Genomic DNA, 16,874 nt, shown 5'->3' with positions numbered 1-16,874 from the left:
CCCCTACACGTCCCAGACCCCGCGCGCCGCCGCCTCCCGCGCGAAGTCCGCGAAGTCCCGCGGCCCCCGGCCGAGCACTTCCTGGACCCCGTCCACCAGATGCGCGTTGCGCCCGTCCAGGATCAGCGTGAACAGCTCCACGAACTCCTCCGGCAGCCCGTTCTCCCGCAGCACCTCCCGGTAGGCCTCGGTCGAGACCGGGACGTACGAGATCTCGCGCCCGGTCGCCTTCGACAGCTCGGCCGCGACATCGGAGAAGCTGAGCAGCCGCGGGCCGGAGAGCTCGTACGTCCGGCCGATGTGCCGGTCGTCGGTCAGCGCGGCCACCACCACGTCCGCGATGTCCTCGGCGTCGACGAACGGCTCGACGGCGTCGGCCGTCGGCAGGGCGATCTCACCGGCGAGCACCGGCTCCAGGAAGAAGCTCTCGTCGAAGTTCTGGTTGAACCAGGCCGCGCGCACCACCGTCCAGTCGGCCCCGGACTCCTTCAGCGCCTCCTCGCTCCGCTGCGCCGCCTCCTCGCCGCGCCCCGAGAGCAGCACCAGCCGGCGCACCCCGGCCTCAACCGCCACCCTGGCGAAGGCTCCGACCTGCTCGGCGGCGCCGGGGAAGCCGAGGTCGGGGTAGTAGGTGACGTACGCGCGGTCCACGCCCTCAAGGGCCGGTCCCCAGCCCTCGGGCTCGTTCCAGTCGAAGGCCGGCTCACCGGAGCGCGACCCGATGCGGACCGGACGGCCCAGGGCGGTGAGTTTCTCGGCCACGCGCCGGCCCGTCTTGCCCGTGCCGCCGATGACCAGCGTGCGGAGGACGGTGTCGTTCTGCGTCTGCTGCGTTGTCTTCGTCATGAGAACCAGTCAACTCCCCCGGCCTGAGACGCAACATCGTCGAGAAGCTCAACCGCATACGCCTGCGTCCACGGTCCTTCCCCCCACTCCTCCGGCCAGCTCCCCTACCGCTCGTCGAGCGTGTGCTTCACGAGGGCGTTGGCGTGCCCGTGCCCGACCCCGTGCTCGCTCTTGAGCCAGGCGACGAGCTCCATGTGCTTGGTCAGCGGCGCGGCACGGATGAGCTCCTGCCACTCTGCGATCGGACGGCCGTACTTCTTCTCGATGGAGGGGAAGTAGCTGGCGGGGCCCTTCACCGGCTCGCTCATGACGGTCCTCTTCCTCACGTTCCTGCGGTCGATGTACGAAAGGTAGACCCGGACCTCCGCCAAAACTCATCGGTCCCACCGCGAAGAGTGTCGGACGATCTCCGCATGATGTGGACCGAACGCACCGTCACCCGCGACGGCACCCGCCTGACCTGCCGTGATGAGGACTCCCACCACCCCGGCTCCGCCACCCCCGTCGTCCTCCTCCACGGCCTCGCGGGCCACGCGGGCGAATGGGACGCGGCCGCCGCGCACCGGGCCCCCCACCACCGCGTGGTGGCGGTGGACCAGCGCGGCCACGGAGCCGGCGAGCGCCGCCCCGCGGACGTCTCGCGCGCCGCAGCGCGCGGACGGCTGGTACCCGCGCTTCGAGCGCCCGGTGATGGTCGCGGCCATCACCGAGGCGGTGCTCGCTGCTGGCACCCGCGACTGGTGGCCGCAGTGGCGCGCGGTCCGGTGTCCCACCCTGCTGGTCATCGGGGAGAAGGGCATCGTCCCGCCCGAGGAGTCCATCCAGATGCTCGACGCGGCCCACGCGGCCGACCCGTCCACGGTGACGACGGCGGTCTCCGTCCCGGGGGCCGGACACGACGTCCACCTGGACCGGCCCGCCGTCGTGCACTCCCTGCTGTCTGCGTTCCTCACGGAGTTCCGGACCGAACCCGGTCCGGGGGTTCGTCACGTCCGGCACCTCGGCCACGACTACCGTGCCGCCGCGACCACCGCGACCACCGCGACCGGCCACGAATACCGTGATCGCCGCGACCTGCGTCAACCACAGGTCGAGCAATATGATCACATTGCGGTATGACCACGACGAAGACCCTCTACCTGCTGTGCTCCGCCGCCCCGCCCGTCTTCGACGTGGCCCATGTCATCGAGGACGCCCAGTCCCGCGGCTGGGACGTCTGCCTCGGCCTCACCCCGACCGCCGCCCACTGGCTGTCCAACAGCCTCGACGGTCTCGCCGCGCTCACCGGCCACCCCGTCCGCTGGCAGTACAAGCTGCCCGGTGAACCCGACGTGTGGCCTACGGCCGACGCCCTGCTCTTCGCCCCGGCCACGTTCAACTCCGTCAACGCCTGGGCCCTCGGCCTGACCGACCGGTTCGTCGTCGGGGTCGCCGCCGAGGCCATCGGCAAGGGCACCCCCGTCGTCACCATGCCCTGCGCGAACGCCGCCCTCACCGCCCACCCGCAGTTCGACCAGTCCCTGGCCGTCCTGCGCGGCGCCGGCGCCTCGGTCCTCTTCGGCGAGGGCGGATTCATCCCCGGCCCGGCGGGCCCGGACGCCCCGGCGCACTTCCCCTGGGCGGCAGCCCTGGCCGAGGTGGACCGCGCCACGGCATCCGCCGCCTGACCCGCCCGGGGCCCGGGGCGCCACTACTCCCCCGTGGTCCCGTCGATCACCTCGCGCAGCAGGTCCGCGTGCCCGTTGTGCCGGGCGTATTCCTCGATCATGTGGGCCAGGACGTAGTGCAGCGAGTACGCCTGACCGTCGTAGGAGCCGGTCACGTCCAGGGATTCGGCCGCGTCCACGATCTCCCGCGAGCGCGCACAGGTGTCCTCCCAGATCTTGAACGAGCCGGCGACGTCCGCGTCGTCCACGTGGAACTCCGTCCACTCCCCCGCCTCGTTCTTCGGGAAATAGCCGCGCACGTCCTCGCCGCCCACGACATTGCGGAACCACCCGCGCTCGACCTCCGCGAGGTGCCGTACCAGCCCGAGCAGGCTCAGCCCCGACGGAGCCACCGCCCTGCGCCGCAGCTGCTCGTCCGACAGCCCTGCGCACTTCATCATCAGGGTGTCCCGCTGCCACTGGAGGACACTGGTCAAGGTGGCCCGTTCGTCGCCCACGAGCACGGGCGGGGTCCGCTGTTCATCGTTCATCGGATGATGATCACAATCCTACGGAGACCCCCGCACGCCGATTTCACATCCCGGACGCCGCCCCTGACACCCCGGACACCCCTGACACCCCGGACCCCCCGGACACCCCGGCCGCGGCAGCCCCTTCCGCTCCCCAACTCGCCAGCCCCGCCACCTTCTCCGGATTCACCTGCAACCGCAGGTTCACGACCCGCCCGTCCACCGCGTCCAGGTCGTAGGTCAGCGCGGCACACGCGACTCCCCCGTACACGAACACCACCGACTCCTCCCCGTTGACCCGCGCCGATTCCAGGGTCACCGCCTGCAGCGAGGGCTTGGCCAGCATCCCCAGCAGCCAGCGCGCCACGTGATCGGCCCCGTGCAGCGGCCGCCGGGCCGCCGTCACCTTGCCGCCACCGTCCGACCAGGCCGTCACCTCGGGGGCCAACAGCTCCATCACCGCGTTCAGGTCCCCGCCCGCACACGCCGCCAGGAACCGCCGGGTCACCTCGCCGCGCTGCCCCGGCTCGGTGGCGAACCGCGGCCGCCGTGCCTGTACGTGGGCCCGTGCCCGGTGCCCGGTCTGCCGTACGGTCGCCTCCGCGCGGTCCAGTACCCCCGCCACCTCCGCGTACGAATACCCGAACACCTCCCGCAGCAGGAACACGGCGCGCTCCATCGGGCTCAGGCTCTCCAGCACCACCAGCATCGCGGTCGACACCGTCTCCGCCATCTCCACCTCCTGCGCGCCATCGGGCACGGTGGGCAGGGACTCGGTCAGCAGCGGCTCGGGCAGCCACGGCCCGATGTAGGTCTCGCGGGTGGCGCGGGCGGAGGTGAGCCGGTTCAAGGACAGGTTGGTGACCGTGCGCACCAGGTAGGCCCGCGGGTTCAGGACAGCCGACCGGTCCGCGCGGTCCCAGCTCAGCCACGCGTCCTGGAGGACGTCCTCGGCGTCGGAGACGCTGCCGAGCATCCGGTAGGCGACGTCGAACAGCAGCCGGCGATGGGCGGTGAAGGGACCGAGGGCGTCGCAGGAGGCTTCCGGGAGGTGCTCAGCAGTACTCACGAACGATCATGCTGCCGCCGCCCCCGCGGCCTCCGCAAGCGCACCCACCCCGGCCGCGCTGCTCGCGTGCGTAGGAGCCCAGCCGAGCTCACGCCCCGCCTTGGCGTTCGACAGTCGCAGGTCGGTCCCCATGATGGTGTGCGCGAGCGGGGCCGGCTTCAGCACCCACAGCGGTACGGTCATCGGCGCGGGCGCCCCGAACGCCGCGGCCACCGCCCGCATGTGCGCGTCCCACCCCAGCGGCTCGTCGTCGGCGATGTTGTACGCCTGCCCGGGCCGCCCCGACTCCACGCCGGCGACCACGGCGTTCGCCGCGTCGTCCACGTCGACCCAGCTCAGCGCCCGCCCCTTGGCCGCCACCACGGGCAGGGCGCGCTTGCGCAGCATCGGCACCACGTGGACATCGGTGACACCGGCCCCGTAGAACAGCCCGAAGCGCAGGCTCACTCCCTCGATCCCGTCGGCGGTGAAGGCCAGTTCCTCCTTGATCCGCATCGCGCCCACGTGCCGCTCCAGCCAGACGTTCGCCCCCTGCGGACCGAACCCGTCGTCCTCGCCGAGCACGGCCCCGCCGTGGTCCCCGTACCCGTAGCCGAACATCATCGACTCCACGACGAACCGCCGCGCCCCGGTCTCGCGCGCGGCGGTGAGCAGGTTGACCGTCCCCTCGGTGCGCAGCACGTTCGTCCCGACCATGTCCTGGTGCCGGGCCATGCTCTTCCCCGACAGCGCCGTGGCCGCGTGCACGACCACGTCGAAGCCGAGCCCGTCCACGGCGCGCAGCAGGCCCTCACGGTCGAGCAGGTCGGCCCGTACGTCCATCCCGGCGCCCCGCCCGAGACCGGCGACCTCGTGTCCGGCCGCGCGCAGGGCCCGTACCGCCCGCTGTCCCAGAACCCCGCTCGCACCCGCCAGCAGAACCTTCATGACCGTCTCCATCTCCGCTCGCCCTTCGCACTGTCATCCATGGGACAGACGGGCGGCCCGGAACGTGACACGACGCAGAAGAGACCTGGGTCACAGGGAGCGGAAGAAGGCCCGGACGTCGTCCACCAGCAGCTCCGGAACCTCCATCGCGGGAAAGTGCCCGCCCTTCTCGTACGAGGTCCAGCGCACGATGCGGTCGGTCCGCGCGGCGATGTGCCGCAGCGGCACGAAGTTGTCCCGGGGGAAGTCGGCGAGCGCGGTCGGGGTGCTCGACACCTCTGGCGCGGCGCCCTGGTAGTCGGCGTGGGCGCGCTCGTAGTAGATGCGGGCGGCGGAGCCAGCGGTCCCGGTCAGCCAGTACAACGTCACGTTGGTCAGCATCTGATCGCGATCCACGGGGCAGCGCGGGTCCGCCCACTCCGTGAACTTCTCGCCGATCCAGGCGAGCAGCCCGACCGGCGAATCGTTCAGCGCGTACGCGAGCGTCTGCGGCCGGGTCGCCTGGATGTCGGCGTACCCCTGCCGCTCGCGCGCCCAGACCCGGTACCGCTCCCAGGAGGCGAGCGTGCGCTCCCGCTCGGCCGGGCTCAGCGGGGCCAGTTCCTCCGCCCGGGGCTCGGCGGTGGCCCCGCCGCCCGGGAGCAGGTTCAGGTGCACCCCGCGCACGTTCCCGGGCCGGATCCGCCCCAGCTCCCGCGAGACGGCGGCGCCCCAGTCGCCGCCCTGGACCCCGTACTCCTCGTACCCGAGCCTCTCCATCAGCGTTCCGAAGGCCCGCGCGACCCGCTTGAACTCCCACCCCCGTTCGGTGGTCGGCCCGGACAGGGCGAAGCCGGGGATGTGCGGCAGCACCAGATGAAAGGCATCGGCCGGATCCCCGCCGTGCGCCCGCGGATCCGTCAGCGGACCGGCGACCTCCTGGAACTCCACGAAGGAGCCCGGCCAGCCGTGGGTCATGAGCAGCGGCGTCGCGTCCGGCTCGGGCGACCGCAGGTGCGCGAAGTGCACCCGTGCCCCGTCGATGACGGTGGTGTACTGCGGCCATTCGTTCAACCGCGCCTCGGCGGCCCGCCAGTCGTAGCCGGTACGCCAGTACTCCGCGAGCTCACGGAGCTCCCCGAGCGGCATCCCGTACGCCCGGCCCGCCCCCGGCAACTCGTCGGGCCACCGAGCCAGCTCCAGCCGCCGCCCCAGATCGTCCAACTCCGCCTGCGCCACGTCCAACCGGAACGGCGCCGCCCACTGCTCCACATCACCCAATGCCCTCACACCTTCCACCCACAGCCGACCACACCAAGCCCCAGACGCACGCTCCACACCGTTAACGCCGTTAATGCCCCGCCCCACGACCAAGCCCCGACGACCCCTCCACCGTTAACGCCGTTAATGCCTCCGCCCCCACCACCGAGACCCAGGCACGCACCCCACACCGTTAACGCCGTTAACGCCCCGCCCCACGACCAAGCCCCGACGACCCCTCCAGCGTTAACGCCGTTAATGCCCGACCCCACAGCCGCCACCGCGGAGCCCCGGCCCGTCCACCGTTAACGCCGTTAACGCTCCACGCCCCCCGCCGCCCCGCGGCACCGGTGCCCCCACCCCCTCCACCGTTAACGCCGTTAATGCCCCGCGCCCGCCGCCCCACCCCCGGCTCGCACTCCACGCCCAAGGCGTTAACGCCGTTAATGCCTCAAGCCCGCCCACCCGCCCGCTCCGCCACCAACAGCCCGAGCCCGTCGAGGATCCGCTCCAACCCGAAGTCCAGCGCCTGGTCCTGCCCGCCGCCCTCCACCACAGAGGCCAACGCGGCCCCGAGCGCCGGGTACTTCTCCCCGTGCACCCGCATCACTTCCCCGAGCACCGACGTCAGCTGCGCGTCCGGCCCCTCCCCCGCGGCCCCGCCCGCCATCGCACGTTCCTGCTCCGCGATCCCGCGCACGTGCCCCGACACCAGCACCATCGCGTCGATCGACTCGGCCCCCGTCAGCCCGCACCCGTCGAGCGCGACGAGCGCCCGCTCCATCCACCCGATCTCGACCGGCCCCATCACCCGCGCCCCGACGGTCGCCTCCAACAGCCACGGGTGCGCCCGGAATCCGGCCAGCAACTCCCGCGCCCACACCGCGAGCCGCTCACGCCAGCCCTCACCCACCGGACGGCCGTCGAGCACCGAGGGGTCCGGCATCGCGGCCTCCACCATCAGCGAGACCAGCTCCGCCTTGCCCGGCACGTACCGGTACAACGCCATCTTCGTGACGGCCAGCCGCCCGGCCACTCCCTGCATCGATACGCCGGCCAGCCCCTCGGCATCCGCGAGAGCGACCCCCACACCGGCGATCCCCTCCAGCGTGAGCCCCCGCTTGGGCCCGCGCGCGGGCTTCACCGGCGGCCCCCACAGCAGCCGCACGGCCGCGCCCCACTGCTCGTCCGCGTCCGTCATGGGATCTCCTCGCACTCCACCCGCCATTAAACTGTGTCTACCGTACACGTTAACGGCGTTAATGCCGCGCCCTCCGTTAACGCCACTCCCCCACCCACCGCGTTAACGCCGTTAATGATCCACTTCCGTAGAAAATACTGGTCGACTGGTTTTCTTCAGGCTCATCTGCCTAGATTGGCCCTGGCCGAACCACGGTGACCACCTCCCCGGTTCCGCCCAACTACCGCGACCCCAGGGAGAACCCGCATGGCAAGGGCCAGACAGGAACGAGCCGAGATCACCCGGCAGGCGATCCTCGACGGCGCGGCCATCGCCTTCGACCGGACCGGCTTCCACGGCACCAGCCTGACCGACGTGGTCGGGCACGCCGGCGTCACCAAGGGCGCCCTCTACTTCCACTTCTCGTCCAAGGAAGCCATCGCCCGCACCTTGATGGACGAGCAGTTCCAGATCTCCGAGGGCCTGCCCGCCATCGCGGAGCCGGGTCTCCAGACCGCCATCGACCTGACCCACCGGATGGCGTTCGGTCTCCGCTCCAACGTCCGGGTCCGCGCCGGGATCCGCCTGGTCATCGAGTTCGGCTCTTTCACCGACCCGGACCCGAGCCCGTACAACGCCTGGATCGACACCTCCCAGAGCTGTCTGGCGCCGGCTCAGGAGCGCGGCGACGTCCTGCCCTCGGTCGACACCCACAACCTGTCGACCATGCTCGTCGCCGCCTTCTCCGGCATCCAGGTGACCTCGCACGTACGCACCGGCCGCGCGGACCTGCACGCCCGGGTCATCGACCTGTGGAACTTCGTGCTCCCGGGGATCGTGCCCGCGGAGCGCATCTCCCGCTTCGACCCGGCCGGCTCGCCCGAGTGCCGGTCCGAACTCGGCCTGTCGGCTCCGGACTCCGCTCCGGCCTCAGCCCCGGACTCAGCCCCGGACTCAGCCCCGGACTCAGCCCCGGACTCCGCTCCGGCCGCAACCGCCTGACGACGCGTCCAGGGCGGCCTCGCACGTGCCGTGGTGAACCACGGGGGTGCTCACCACGGCGCGTGCGAGGCCGCCCTGTCCCAACACCCCACCCCCGCCCGGAAGGCGATCCGGGGGCCGATCCACACCACTTCGTTAGCAAAACTCAAGCGTGGCGCCCACAAACGCCCTTGGACGTTAGTAAAGTCCCTCACATGACTTCGCCCTCGTCACCGAGCGACCGTGAGAAGGTCGTCTCCAAACTCCCTCCGTGGCTGCGCCAGGAGCTCAAGATCCGCACCGCCCAGCTGCGGGTGGACATCCAGGACGCCGTCCACCAGGGCATCGCCCACTGGAGCGCGCTCGCCTCCTCCCCCTCCCCCGTCGACACTTCCGGCGCCGAATCCTTCTCCACCTGGCTGCCCGGCGGCCAGTGGGAGTCGTTCCGCACCGACTCCAAGCACCGTGGCGTCTCCCTCATCCAGGGACTCGCCCAAGCCGTCTCCCTCTGGCTGGAGATGAACCCGGCCCCCACGGTGAAGCGGCCCTCGGTCGTCCGCCGCATCGTGGTGTGCAACCAGAAGGGCGGTGTCGGCAAGACCGCCATCACCGCAGGCACCGCCGAGGCCCTCGCCGAGGACCCCGCCAGCCTCCACCCGGTCCGCGTGGCCCGCCAACTGGCCCGGCAATCGGCCGTCGAGGAAGGCGACGAGACGGGCCCGGAGGCCACCGCGTCCGCCTCGCCCGTCGACCTGGAAGACCTGCCCGGCCTCGGCATGCGCGTCCTGCTCGTCGACTTCGACCCCCAGGGCCACCTCACCAAGCAGCTCGGCCGGCAGCCTCTGCCCATCGGCGGCGACAGCCTCACCTGCCACATGGCGGGCGAAGCCAAGGGCCCCCTCGCCGACCTGATCGTCCCCATCCCGGACGAGCGCTTCGGCGACCGCCTCCACATCCTCCCGGCCTGCACGGACGCGTTCCTCCTCGACGTCCGCCTCTCCACGGTCCGCGCCCGCGAGGCTGCGCTGGAACGGGCCCTCGCCCCCGTCGAGGCCGACTACGACGTCATCCTCATCGACTGCCCGCCCAGCCTCGGCCTCAGCATGGACGCCGCGATCTACTACGGACGCCGCCGCGACGCCGAACAGCCGGGAGCCTCCGGCGCGCTGATCGTGGTCCAGGCGGAGGACTCCTCGGCGGACGCCTACGACCTCCTGACCTCCCAGATCAACGACCTCCGCGACGATCTCAGCCTCGACATCGACTACCTCGGTCTCGTCGTCAACCTCTACGACGGCCGGCGCGGCTACATCGCGACCTCTTCCCTCCAGGCCTGGATGGACATAAAGGATCCGCGCGTGGTGGCCATCGTTCCCGACCTCAAGGAACAGCGCGAAGCGGTCCGCGTGAAGCAACCGCTGTTCGTCTACGCACCCAAGGGCGAGCAGGCGGTCTCCCTGCGCGCCCTCGCAAGGGAGATCTCATGAGCAAGGCCGACAAACTCGGAGTCTCGAGCTCCTTCGCCCGCGCCCAGCCCGTAGGCGTCAGTTCGCGCCGCGCGGCCATCGCCGAGGCCACCGGCGCCCCCACCTCCGGTGTGGTCCCGCCCTCGGAGGTGCCGATCGAGGCCCTCGCCCACAACCCCTTCAACCTCCGCGAGGACCTCACCGAAATCCACGAGCTGGCCGTGTCCCTGACGACCCGGGGTCAGCTACAGCCCCTGGCGGTCGCCACCCGCATGGCCTTCATGGAGGCCCACCCCGGCAACACCGACAGCCTGGGCCGTGCCCCCTACGTGGTCATCGACGGCAACCGCCGCCTGGCGGCGGCCCAGCGCGCCGGCCTTCGCACCATGCAGATCCACGTCAACGACTCCCTCGCCTCCTCCGCGGCGGACATCCTGGAGTCGGCGCTCATCGCCAACGTCCACCGCGTCGACGTGGCGCCCATGGACCAGGCCCGCGCCCTGCAGCAGCTCGTCGAGGTCCACGGCTCCCAGGCCCAGGTCGCCAAGCGCCTCGGCAAGACCCCGGCCTGGGTCTCCCAGCGCCTGACCCTCCTCAACCTCACCCCGGAGCTCCAGGACAAGGTGGAGACCGGCGAACTCAAGGTGGAACCGGCCCGCCGCATCGGCCGCCTCCCCCAGGAGGACCAGGCGACCGCGGCAGAGGAAACCGTTAACGCCGTTAACCCCCCGCGCCAACGCACCCGCCCGACCCCGGCCCCGGACCCAACCCCGGGCCCCACCCCGGAGCCCAACCCGAAGCCCCACCCCTCCCCCGCCACGTCCCCCCGCCGCATCACCATCGTGGCGGACTCCCCGGACACCATCGCGGACGCCCTCACCGCCCACCTCACCCCGGACGACCTGAAGGCGGTAACAGAACTCCTCCTGACCCGCATCTAACGCACCTCACCCCCACCCCCGACACGAAGGGGGCGTTGGCCCGGCCGGACCCCCATCGCCCCCACGTGTGTTTCAAGTGCGTTCCATGGTGCGGTTCGCATAAGCTGCGCCTGGAGGTGCCCATGCCCAACGCGCACGAAAACGAACAGACCACGCTCTTCGCCGCGGTCGACGCCCTACTGGAAGAGGCCGCGGCACAGGACGCCCTCCCGCACCCGGACGAGCGCAAGCGCCTCCGCGAGGCCGCGGGCCTGAGCCAGGACCAGATCGCCCAGGCCCTGGCCGTCCGCCGCGAAACGGTCACCTCCTGGGAGACGGGCCGCACGGCCCCCCGCCCGCCCAAGCGCGCCGCCTACGCCCGCCTCCTCAACGGCCTGGCGGACCTCCACGGCATTAACGCCGTTAACGCCCCCACGCCTCAGCCCGCGGCCCCCCACCCCGCCGCCGAAGCCACCGGGCCCATTAACGCCGTTAACACCCAGCCGCCCCCCACACTCCAGGCCCACGTCGAAGGCGCCGGGCCCACCCCCAGCGTCGCCGCACCCATTAACGCCGTTAACTCCACCCCCCAGCCGGGAACGGCAATGGCAACACCCACCCCCCGCACAGGTGTCACCAAACCGGCCCCCGCCAAATCCACCCCCACCCCCCTCCCGGAGGGCAACGGCCCCCTAGCCGTACTGGACGGCAGCGGAAAGGCCCACGCCGCCCGAGGCGCAGTCCTCACACCCCCCACCACCCTCCCCGCCCTCGTCGAGTGGGCCCTCACCCCCGCCGCCGACCTCCGCTCCCCCCGCCTCCACCGCAACGGCAAGGACGGCGACCCCCTCCTCGTCCTCACCCCCGCCGCCACCGAGGCACTCGGACTCCCCCTCGTCCTCGAAGACCGCCGCGGCCTGCGCCTCCCCGACGACCACCCGGTCATCAAGCAGCTCACCAAAGCGAAGTGGCAGCTGACCCGCCGCGGCTTCGGCCCCTGGCCCCGCATCTACCGCCCGGCCACCCCCACCACCGGCCGCCAGTGCGTCCAGCTCGCGATCCTCCCCTGGGGCGCCCTCGACCCCCGCGCCTGGGGCGAGCACACCGCAGAGCTCCCCGCACCGGAACTCGCCGACCTCCTCACCTCCTACGCGACCCGCGTGCTCACCCCCCGGGGCTCCACAGCCGTATCCGGCCTGGAGCTCATGACGGCCCTGCGCCCGCCCACCCGCGCCGCCCGCGACGAGTCCACGAACACCTGGGTCTCCGCCCCGGTACCCGGCTCCCTCACCCGCCCCGTCGACCCTGCTCCCCCGGAGGCCCCCGACGAGCACCCGGTCGTCGCGGCCCTCTACCCGCGCTCGCACCAGCGCACCCCGGACCAGGTCCTCGACGAAGAGGCGTACGACTGGATCCGGGACCCCCAACTCCTCAGCGACGCCGAGTGCACCCGCACCCACGCCGTCGGCATCGACGTGAACATGGCCTTCGCCGCGGCCGCCAACCGCCTCCTCGTCGGCACCGGCCCCGCGGTCCACACCGACGGCCCCCGCTTCGACCCGAAGCTCCCCGGCTGCTGGCTCGCCGACCTCTCAGCCCAAGCCATCGCCATGGACCCCCGCCTCCCCAGCCCCTTCACCCCGCACGGCCGCCCGCCCACCGGCCCCGCCTGGTACGCCACTCCGACCCTCGCCTACGCCCAGGAGCTCGGCCTCACCGTCCAGCCCACCGAGGCCTGGCTCCGCCCGGACCACGGCCCGTACCTCGACGCCTGGTACACCCGCCTGCGCGACGCCTACATGGCGACCATGGCCGAACTCGGCGTCCACACCTCCCTCACCGACTCCGCCTTCCTCCAGGCGATGGCGCAGTACAAGGGCGACCCGGACCACCCCCTCCCCCAGACCGCGGTCCTCTCCGCGATCAAGTCCACCGTCAAGGGCGGCATCGGCAAGCTCCGCGAACGCCCGCAGGGCGCCGGCTACCGCCCCGGCGAGAGCTGGCCCGCCCTCGAACGCCCCACCTGGCGCCCCGACATCCGCGCCGCCGTCATCTCCACGGCCCGCGTCAACATGCACCGCAAGATGCAAAAGCTGGCGACAGCAGCGGACCTCTACCCGATCGCCGTCCTCTCCGACTGCGCGGTCTACCTCTCCGACGGACCCAGCCCACTCGACTTCCTGCCCCGCACCCCCGAGGGCAAGCCCCTGCCCGGCGGCTTCCGCCTCGGCGTCAGCCCCGGCATGGTCAAGCACGAGGGCACCCAACCCCTCCTCTGGGCCGTTCAGCTACTCGACGAACGCCACAACCCCGCCCGCCACATCAAGGGCCACGACGCCGCGGCCGACGGAGAGTAAGAGCCACCCATGTCCGAAATCAGCGACAGCCTCGACCGCGCCGACGAGCAGAACTTCACCCGCCCCATCCCCAAGTCGGCGGGCGCCCAGATCCGGTACCTCGTCAAACAACTCAAGTCGACCAAGGCCGTGGCGGACCTCCTCGCCATCTCCCGGCGCACGGTGGAGCGGTACGTGAAGGACCAGATCAAGCAGCCCAAGCCGGCACTCTCCGCCCGCCTGGAGCGCGAGGTACGCCGCCGCTGGCAGCCCCTCGTCCGCAAGCGCGCCCGCGCCAAGGCCGCGAAGCAGACAGGCCTGATCATCGAGACCCGCGCCCGCTTCGGCTTCAGCGCCGCCCCCGGCACGACCGACGACGGCCGGATGCGCCGCATCACCCAGCACCTCCCCCCGGAGTACGCGTCCCGCCTCTTCACCGCCCACGAGGCCGGAGCCACCGAAGCCCAGCTCCGCGGCATCACCGCCGAAGGGCTCCAGGAGATCTACTTCAAGGACCACGGCGCCCGCGCCCAGGGCCTCCTCGTCGAGTTCACCGACATCGACTACGTAGAGCTCAACTTCTAAAGCCCCTCCGGGCGGGGACCACGAACCCCTACACGCCCCCCTAAGCCCCCAGGAACCACAAAGGGCCCCGGAGTACTCCGGGGCCCTCACAAGCCCCTGAGCACCCCTCAGAAGCCCTACAAACAGCACCTACTCAGCCCACCGCGTGCAGCGCCCTACGCCGCTTCGATTCGGCCGCCTTCTTGGCGACGGCCTGAGCCGCCCGCTTCTTGCGCTGCTCGGCGAGCTGGTCCTGATACGCCGCCACCGCCCGGTGGTAGCTGGCCACATAGCCCCGCGCGTCCAGTCGTTCCTCCGCGTCCATCTCGTTCACGGCCGCGACCGCATCTTCGAACGAGGTGTACCCGGCGAGCATCGGGTTGATCTGGTAGACCCCGTTCCGGATCTTCCTGACCAACTTCGCCAGCTCCAGGCTCCGCAGCGCGGCGTTGACGCTCGGCCGGCTCAGGTCCAGCATCCCGCCGACCGTCGCCTGGTCGATGAGGATCCGCCCGCCAGGCTCGCTGAGCGAACGCAGCTTCAGCAGCACCCGGTACGCCGCCGGCGGCAGGTCGAGGTCGGAGAGCAGCCCGTCTGCGTTGACCGCAGCGAATCGCAAGGTACTCACTGAGCCGTCCCTTCTCCCGTGCGCTTCGTCCGGCTCACCCGACGCGCAGCGCGCTCTCTTGCCCGTTCGGCCCGCAGTTCCGCGATGGCCTGCCTCATGTGGTCCAGCGAGGGGAAGCGCACCAAGTCCGGCAGGCTCGTATCGCTACGAATCTGCGAAATGGTGCCGTGCTGCTCCACCTTCACGAACTCACCCGTCATCTCGGTACCCGGGATGAACTCCGCCACCCGGTAACTGTAGGGCGGGTTGAACTGATACACACCCCGCCGCACCTTGAAGACGATCCCATGAGACATCACCGTGTGCAGAGCTTCCGACGTCTTCGTCCGGCTGACATCCAGGATGGTAGCCATCTCCTCCTGGGTAAGTGGAATCCGCCCCCCCGCCCGCTGGCAGGCGATGAGCAGCAGGATCAGCCGCAGAGGCAGCGCTTCCCGGAAGTACTGGGCGATCACGAGGAAGAACTCGAGGCTGTCCATCGAGAACGCATTCGGCTGATTCTCGGTCCCGTAGAACTCCAGCGGCTTGCGCTCGCCGTCCAAAGTCAGCTTCCGCGTCGGGTACCGCTTCGCGAGGCTGTCCAGGTCCCTGACCGGAGCCAGGGGCTGACTCCACGCGGAGATCGCATCGTCCACCGGCAGATCGGGACGCGGGGTCCCTACCGGATTGCCCCGGCGGCGCTGTGGCTCTGATGACACGAGGCTGCTCTCCACTCCGTTGATCTGCGGAGATCAGTATGTCAACAAGGGTGACACAAGTGTCACGCTCGTTGACGTTCGGCGTGTCTTGTGTCCCCTCACAGGTGACATATCTCAGCCACACCCTCCCCGGAGCCCCCTCCCGACTCTTCCCCGCCAACCCCACCCGCCCCCCTAGCAGTTAGCCGACAGATCTCCCTCTATACGTCAGCCTCCCCGACGTTTTGGCCCATTTTACGTCAACGACACTGACATTTTGCAGCCGTTGTGTCCCCCTAGCAGCGACACAACACCCTAGATATGTCCCTCCTGAGGGGACATATCTTTTCCCTTGCACCCCCTCTGACCTGCGACGACGCATCTCCGTACCTTCTATAGGCCGGTGGTCTCTCCCGCCCAAGCCTTCAACGCCGTCTCAACCAGCACGCAAGACCCCCCTCAGGTCCCACAACCAAGCCCCACCCAAGAGCTCCCACCTCCCCCAGAACCCCCCTGCCTCCAGCCACAACCCCGCAGAATCTGACTGATTCCCATCTCTATCCACAACACATTTTGAAGCAGCCACCTCACAAAACCCTTAACGCCGTTAACACCCCAGACCCCCACCCCGTTAACGCCGTTAAGACCCACACCCAAAACCCCAGCTCAAGAACCCCCGGACCAACGAACGTCACTCAATCCTCCTAAAACCACCCTTCACCACTGCGAAGCCCACACCTGAGCTCACCAAACACCCCCAAACCTCCAACGAACACCAGTGGCTGATTCCAAGCCCAGCCTTCAGGGGTCAAAACGGCTCAGGACAGCCAGCCAAAGGCTGTTCCACTCTGAAACGCGCAGTACTGCACCACTGAAGGTGAAGTAGCAAACACCTAGATGACAGCGGAGCGAATTACCCAACCAGCCGAAGACCCTGAAACAGGGTCGCTCAAAGCCCCGGAGCAGCCCGTACAAGTCTGAACTCAAGAGAACCCAAACCGACCTGAGCCAAGCTCAGTTCGCCGCCTTCAAGGGCCCCACCTTGCTCGGCAGAACCTAGCCCTGCCGAGCAAAGCTAGGCATCTCACTTCTCCGGAGCCAAGCGGAGAAACTAGGCGCTGAAAGCGCCTCCACCAAGCACAGCAAGGCCCCTCAATCCCTGGCCGGCATGACCTGGGCTACGGCAGGGAGCCTAAGGTCCAGGGCCCTGAGCGAAGCAGAAGCTTCCTCCCGGCAAGAGGGAGACTTCCGGTCCGCGAAGCGGCCTTGCCAAGGTCAACGAGGCCCTTCTCAATTCAGAGCTCGCACCGCTCTGATGCTTCTAAGGGCCAAAGGACCAAAGGCCCCCAGGAGCGAAGCGGAAGGGGCCTCCCCAGGAAGGGGAGCCTTCCTTTGGCCCTTCCAAGCGGGCCCAAGCGGGCGTAGCCCCGCCATTCAGTCTCAGGCCCCCAGGAAGCCAAGCCCCCCGCGGCCTTTGGCCCGCCCGGGAGTCCTTGGGGGGCCAAAGGCCCTCCAAGCCTGGAGCGAAGCGGAGGGCTTCCTCCCCGAAGGGGAGGCCCTGGCCCGCGAAGCGGGCCGGCCCGAGCGCAGCGAGGGCGCTCGCTACCCAGGCGCGCAGCGCCTGGGTAGCGCTGGGGGGCCAAAGGCCCCCCAGCCCAGAGCGAAGCGGAGGGCTCCCTCCCCGAAGGGGAGGCCCTGGCCCGCGAAGCGGAGCCAGCCCAGCGCAGCGAGGGCCTTCAGTCCCAGGCGCGCAGCGCCTGGTACTTCTGTTGTACTTCGTTCAGTTGTCAGATTTAGGTGTTTAACCTTCGGATTCTATCGTGTTTCCCTAGTTTTCGCATTTATCGTGAAACGCTTTCGCGTTT

Annotated in this window: 16 protein-coding genes; 7 read left to right on the top strand and 9 right to left on the bottom strand. The window is 70.2% G+C overall.

Going from position 1 to position 16,874, the window contains the following annotated elements:
* Nucleotides 1-3: 3 nt before the first annotated feature.
* On the bottom strand, nucleotides 4-846 hold the full coding sequence (locus tag OG276_RS38845; protein WP_266914215.1) for an NAD(P)H-binding protein: 843 nt from the start codon (nucleotides 844-846) through the stop codon (nucleotides 4-6).
* A gap of 104 nt (nucleotides 847-950) precedes the next feature.
* Nucleotides 951-1,154: a DUF4287 domain-containing protein gene (locus OG276_RS38840; protein WP_266914213.1), complete on the bottom strand. Its 204-nt coding sequence runs from the start codon at nucleotides 1,152-1,154 to the stop codon at nucleotides 951-953.
* Nucleotides 1,155-1,259: 105 nt separating this feature from the next.
* On the opposite strand from OG276_RS38840, the gene OG276_RS38835 reads away from it, so the two are divergent.
* Together OG276_RS38835 and OG276_RS38830 are read left to right on the top strand one after the other, a co-directional pair.
* A complete protein-coding gene (locus OG276_RS38835; RefSeq protein WP_323182425.1) occupies nucleotides 1,260-1,910 on the top strand; it encodes an alpha/beta fold hydrolase in 651 nt (216 codons plus the stop codon).
* 51 nt (nucleotides 1,911-1,961) lie between these two features.
* Nucleotides 1,962-2,513, top strand: coding sequence for a flavoprotein (locus tag OG276_RS38830; RefSeq protein WP_266914211.1), 552 nt, complete (start codon nucleotides 1,962-1,964; stop codon nucleotides 2,511-2,513).
* Nucleotides 2,514-2,536: 23 nt separating this feature from the next.
* Here OG276_RS38830 and OG276_RS38825 read toward each other — a convergent pair whose 3' ends face one another.
* The 5 genes from OG276_RS38825 to OG276_RS38805 form a co-directional block, all read right to left on the bottom strand.
* Nucleotides 2,537-3,043: a DinB family protein gene (locus tag OG276_RS38825; protein WP_266914209.1), complete on the bottom strand. Its 507-nt coding sequence runs from the start codon at nucleotides 3,041-3,043 to the stop codon at nucleotides 2,537-2,539.
* Between the two features lie 43 nt (nucleotides 3,044-3,086).
* On the bottom strand, nucleotides 3,087-4,091 hold the full coding sequence (locus OG276_RS38820) for an RNA polymerase sigma-70 factor (protein WP_266914207.1): 1,005 nt from the start codon (nucleotides 4,089-4,091) through the stop codon (nucleotides 3,087-3,089).
* 6 nt (nucleotides 4,092-4,097) lie between these two features.
* Entirely contained in the window at nucleotides 4,098-5,018 is a 921-nt protein-coding gene (locus tag OG276_RS38815; RefSeq protein WP_266914205.1) for an NAD(P)-dependent oxidoreductase, read from the bottom strand.
* Nucleotides 5,019-5,108: 90 nt separating this feature from the next.
* Nucleotides 5,109-6,278 (bottom strand): epoxide hydrolase family protein, encoded by a 1,170-nt coding sequence (locus OG276_RS38810; protein WP_266914203.1) that lies wholly within the window; start codon nucleotides 6,276-6,278, stop codon nucleotides 5,109-5,111.
* 430 nt (nucleotides 6,279-6,708) lie between these two features.
* Nucleotides 6,709-7,458, bottom strand: a complete 750-nt coding sequence (locus tag OG276_RS38805; RefSeq protein WP_266914201.1) for a TetR/AcrR family transcriptional regulator — start codon at nucleotides 7,456-7,458, stop codon at nucleotides 6,709-6,711.
* A gap of 246 nt (nucleotides 7,459-7,704) precedes the next feature.
* On the opposite strand from OG276_RS38805, the gene OG276_RS38800 reads away from it, so the two are divergent.
* From OG276_RS38800 to OG276_RS38780, 5 genes are all read left to right on the top strand, one after another.
* Nucleotides 7,705-8,439 (top strand): ScbR family autoregulator-binding transcription factor, encoded by a 735-nt coding sequence (locus tag OG276_RS38800; RefSeq protein ID WP_266914199.1) that lies wholly within the window; start codon nucleotides 7,705-7,707, stop codon nucleotides 8,437-8,439.
* A 194-nt stretch (nucleotides 8,440-8,633) separates the two neighbouring features.
* Nucleotides 8,634-9,905 (top strand): AAA family ATPase, encoded by a 1,272-nt coding sequence (locus OG276_RS38795; protein WP_266914197.1) that lies wholly within the window; start codon nucleotides 8,634-8,636, stop codon nucleotides 9,903-9,905.
* Nucleotides 9,902-10,825: a ParB/RepB/Spo0J family partition protein gene (locus OG276_RS38790; RefSeq protein WP_266914195.1), complete on the top strand. Its 924-nt coding sequence runs from the start codon at nucleotides 9,902-9,904 to the stop codon at nucleotides 10,823-10,825. The genes OG276_RS38795 and OG276_RS38790 overlap by 4 nt, the downstream gene beginning before the upstream one ends.
* Before the next feature lie 122 nt (nucleotides 10,826-10,947).
* Nucleotides 10,948-13,161, top strand: coding sequence for a helix-turn-helix domain-containing protein (locus OG276_RS38785; protein WP_266914193.1), 2,214 nt, complete (start codon nucleotides 10,948-10,950; stop codon nucleotides 13,159-13,161).
* 9 nt (nucleotides 13,162-13,170) lie between these two features.
* The gene (locus tag OG276_RS38780; protein WP_266914191.1) at nucleotides 13,171-13,725 is read left to right on the top strand and encodes an XRE family transcriptional regulator; all 555 of its coding nucleotides are present in this window, start codon (nucleotides 13,171-13,173) and stop codon (nucleotides 13,723-13,725) included.
* Nucleotides 13,726-13,858: 133 nt separating this feature from the next.
* On the opposite strand, the gene OG276_RS38775 is transcribed toward OG276_RS38780, so the two are convergent.
* Both OG276_RS38775 and OG276_RS38770 read right to left on the bottom strand, forming a co-directional pair.
* Nucleotides 13,859-14,332, bottom strand: a complete 474-nt coding sequence (locus OG276_RS38775) for a MarR family transcriptional regulator (protein WP_250744360.1) — start codon at nucleotides 14,330-14,332, stop codon at nucleotides 13,859-13,861.
* Nucleotides 14,329-14,967: a hypothetical protein gene (locus OG276_RS38770; RefSeq protein WP_266914189.1), complete on the bottom strand. Its 639-nt coding sequence runs from the start codon at nucleotides 14,965-14,967 to the stop codon at nucleotides 14,329-14,331. The genes OG276_RS38775 and OG276_RS38770 overlap by 4 nt, the downstream gene beginning before the upstream one ends.
* Nucleotides 14,968-16,874: the final 1,907 nt, after the last annotated feature.

The organism is Streptomyces sp. NBC_00086 (assembly GCF_026343255.1).
In the GTDB taxonomy this organism is placed as follows: domain Bacteria; phylum Actinomycetota; class Actinomycetes; order Streptomycetales; family Streptomycetaceae; genus Streptomyces.
The sequence above is the reverse complement of the archived record's forward strand: the minus strand, read 5'-3'. Positions and strand labels throughout refer to the sequence as shown.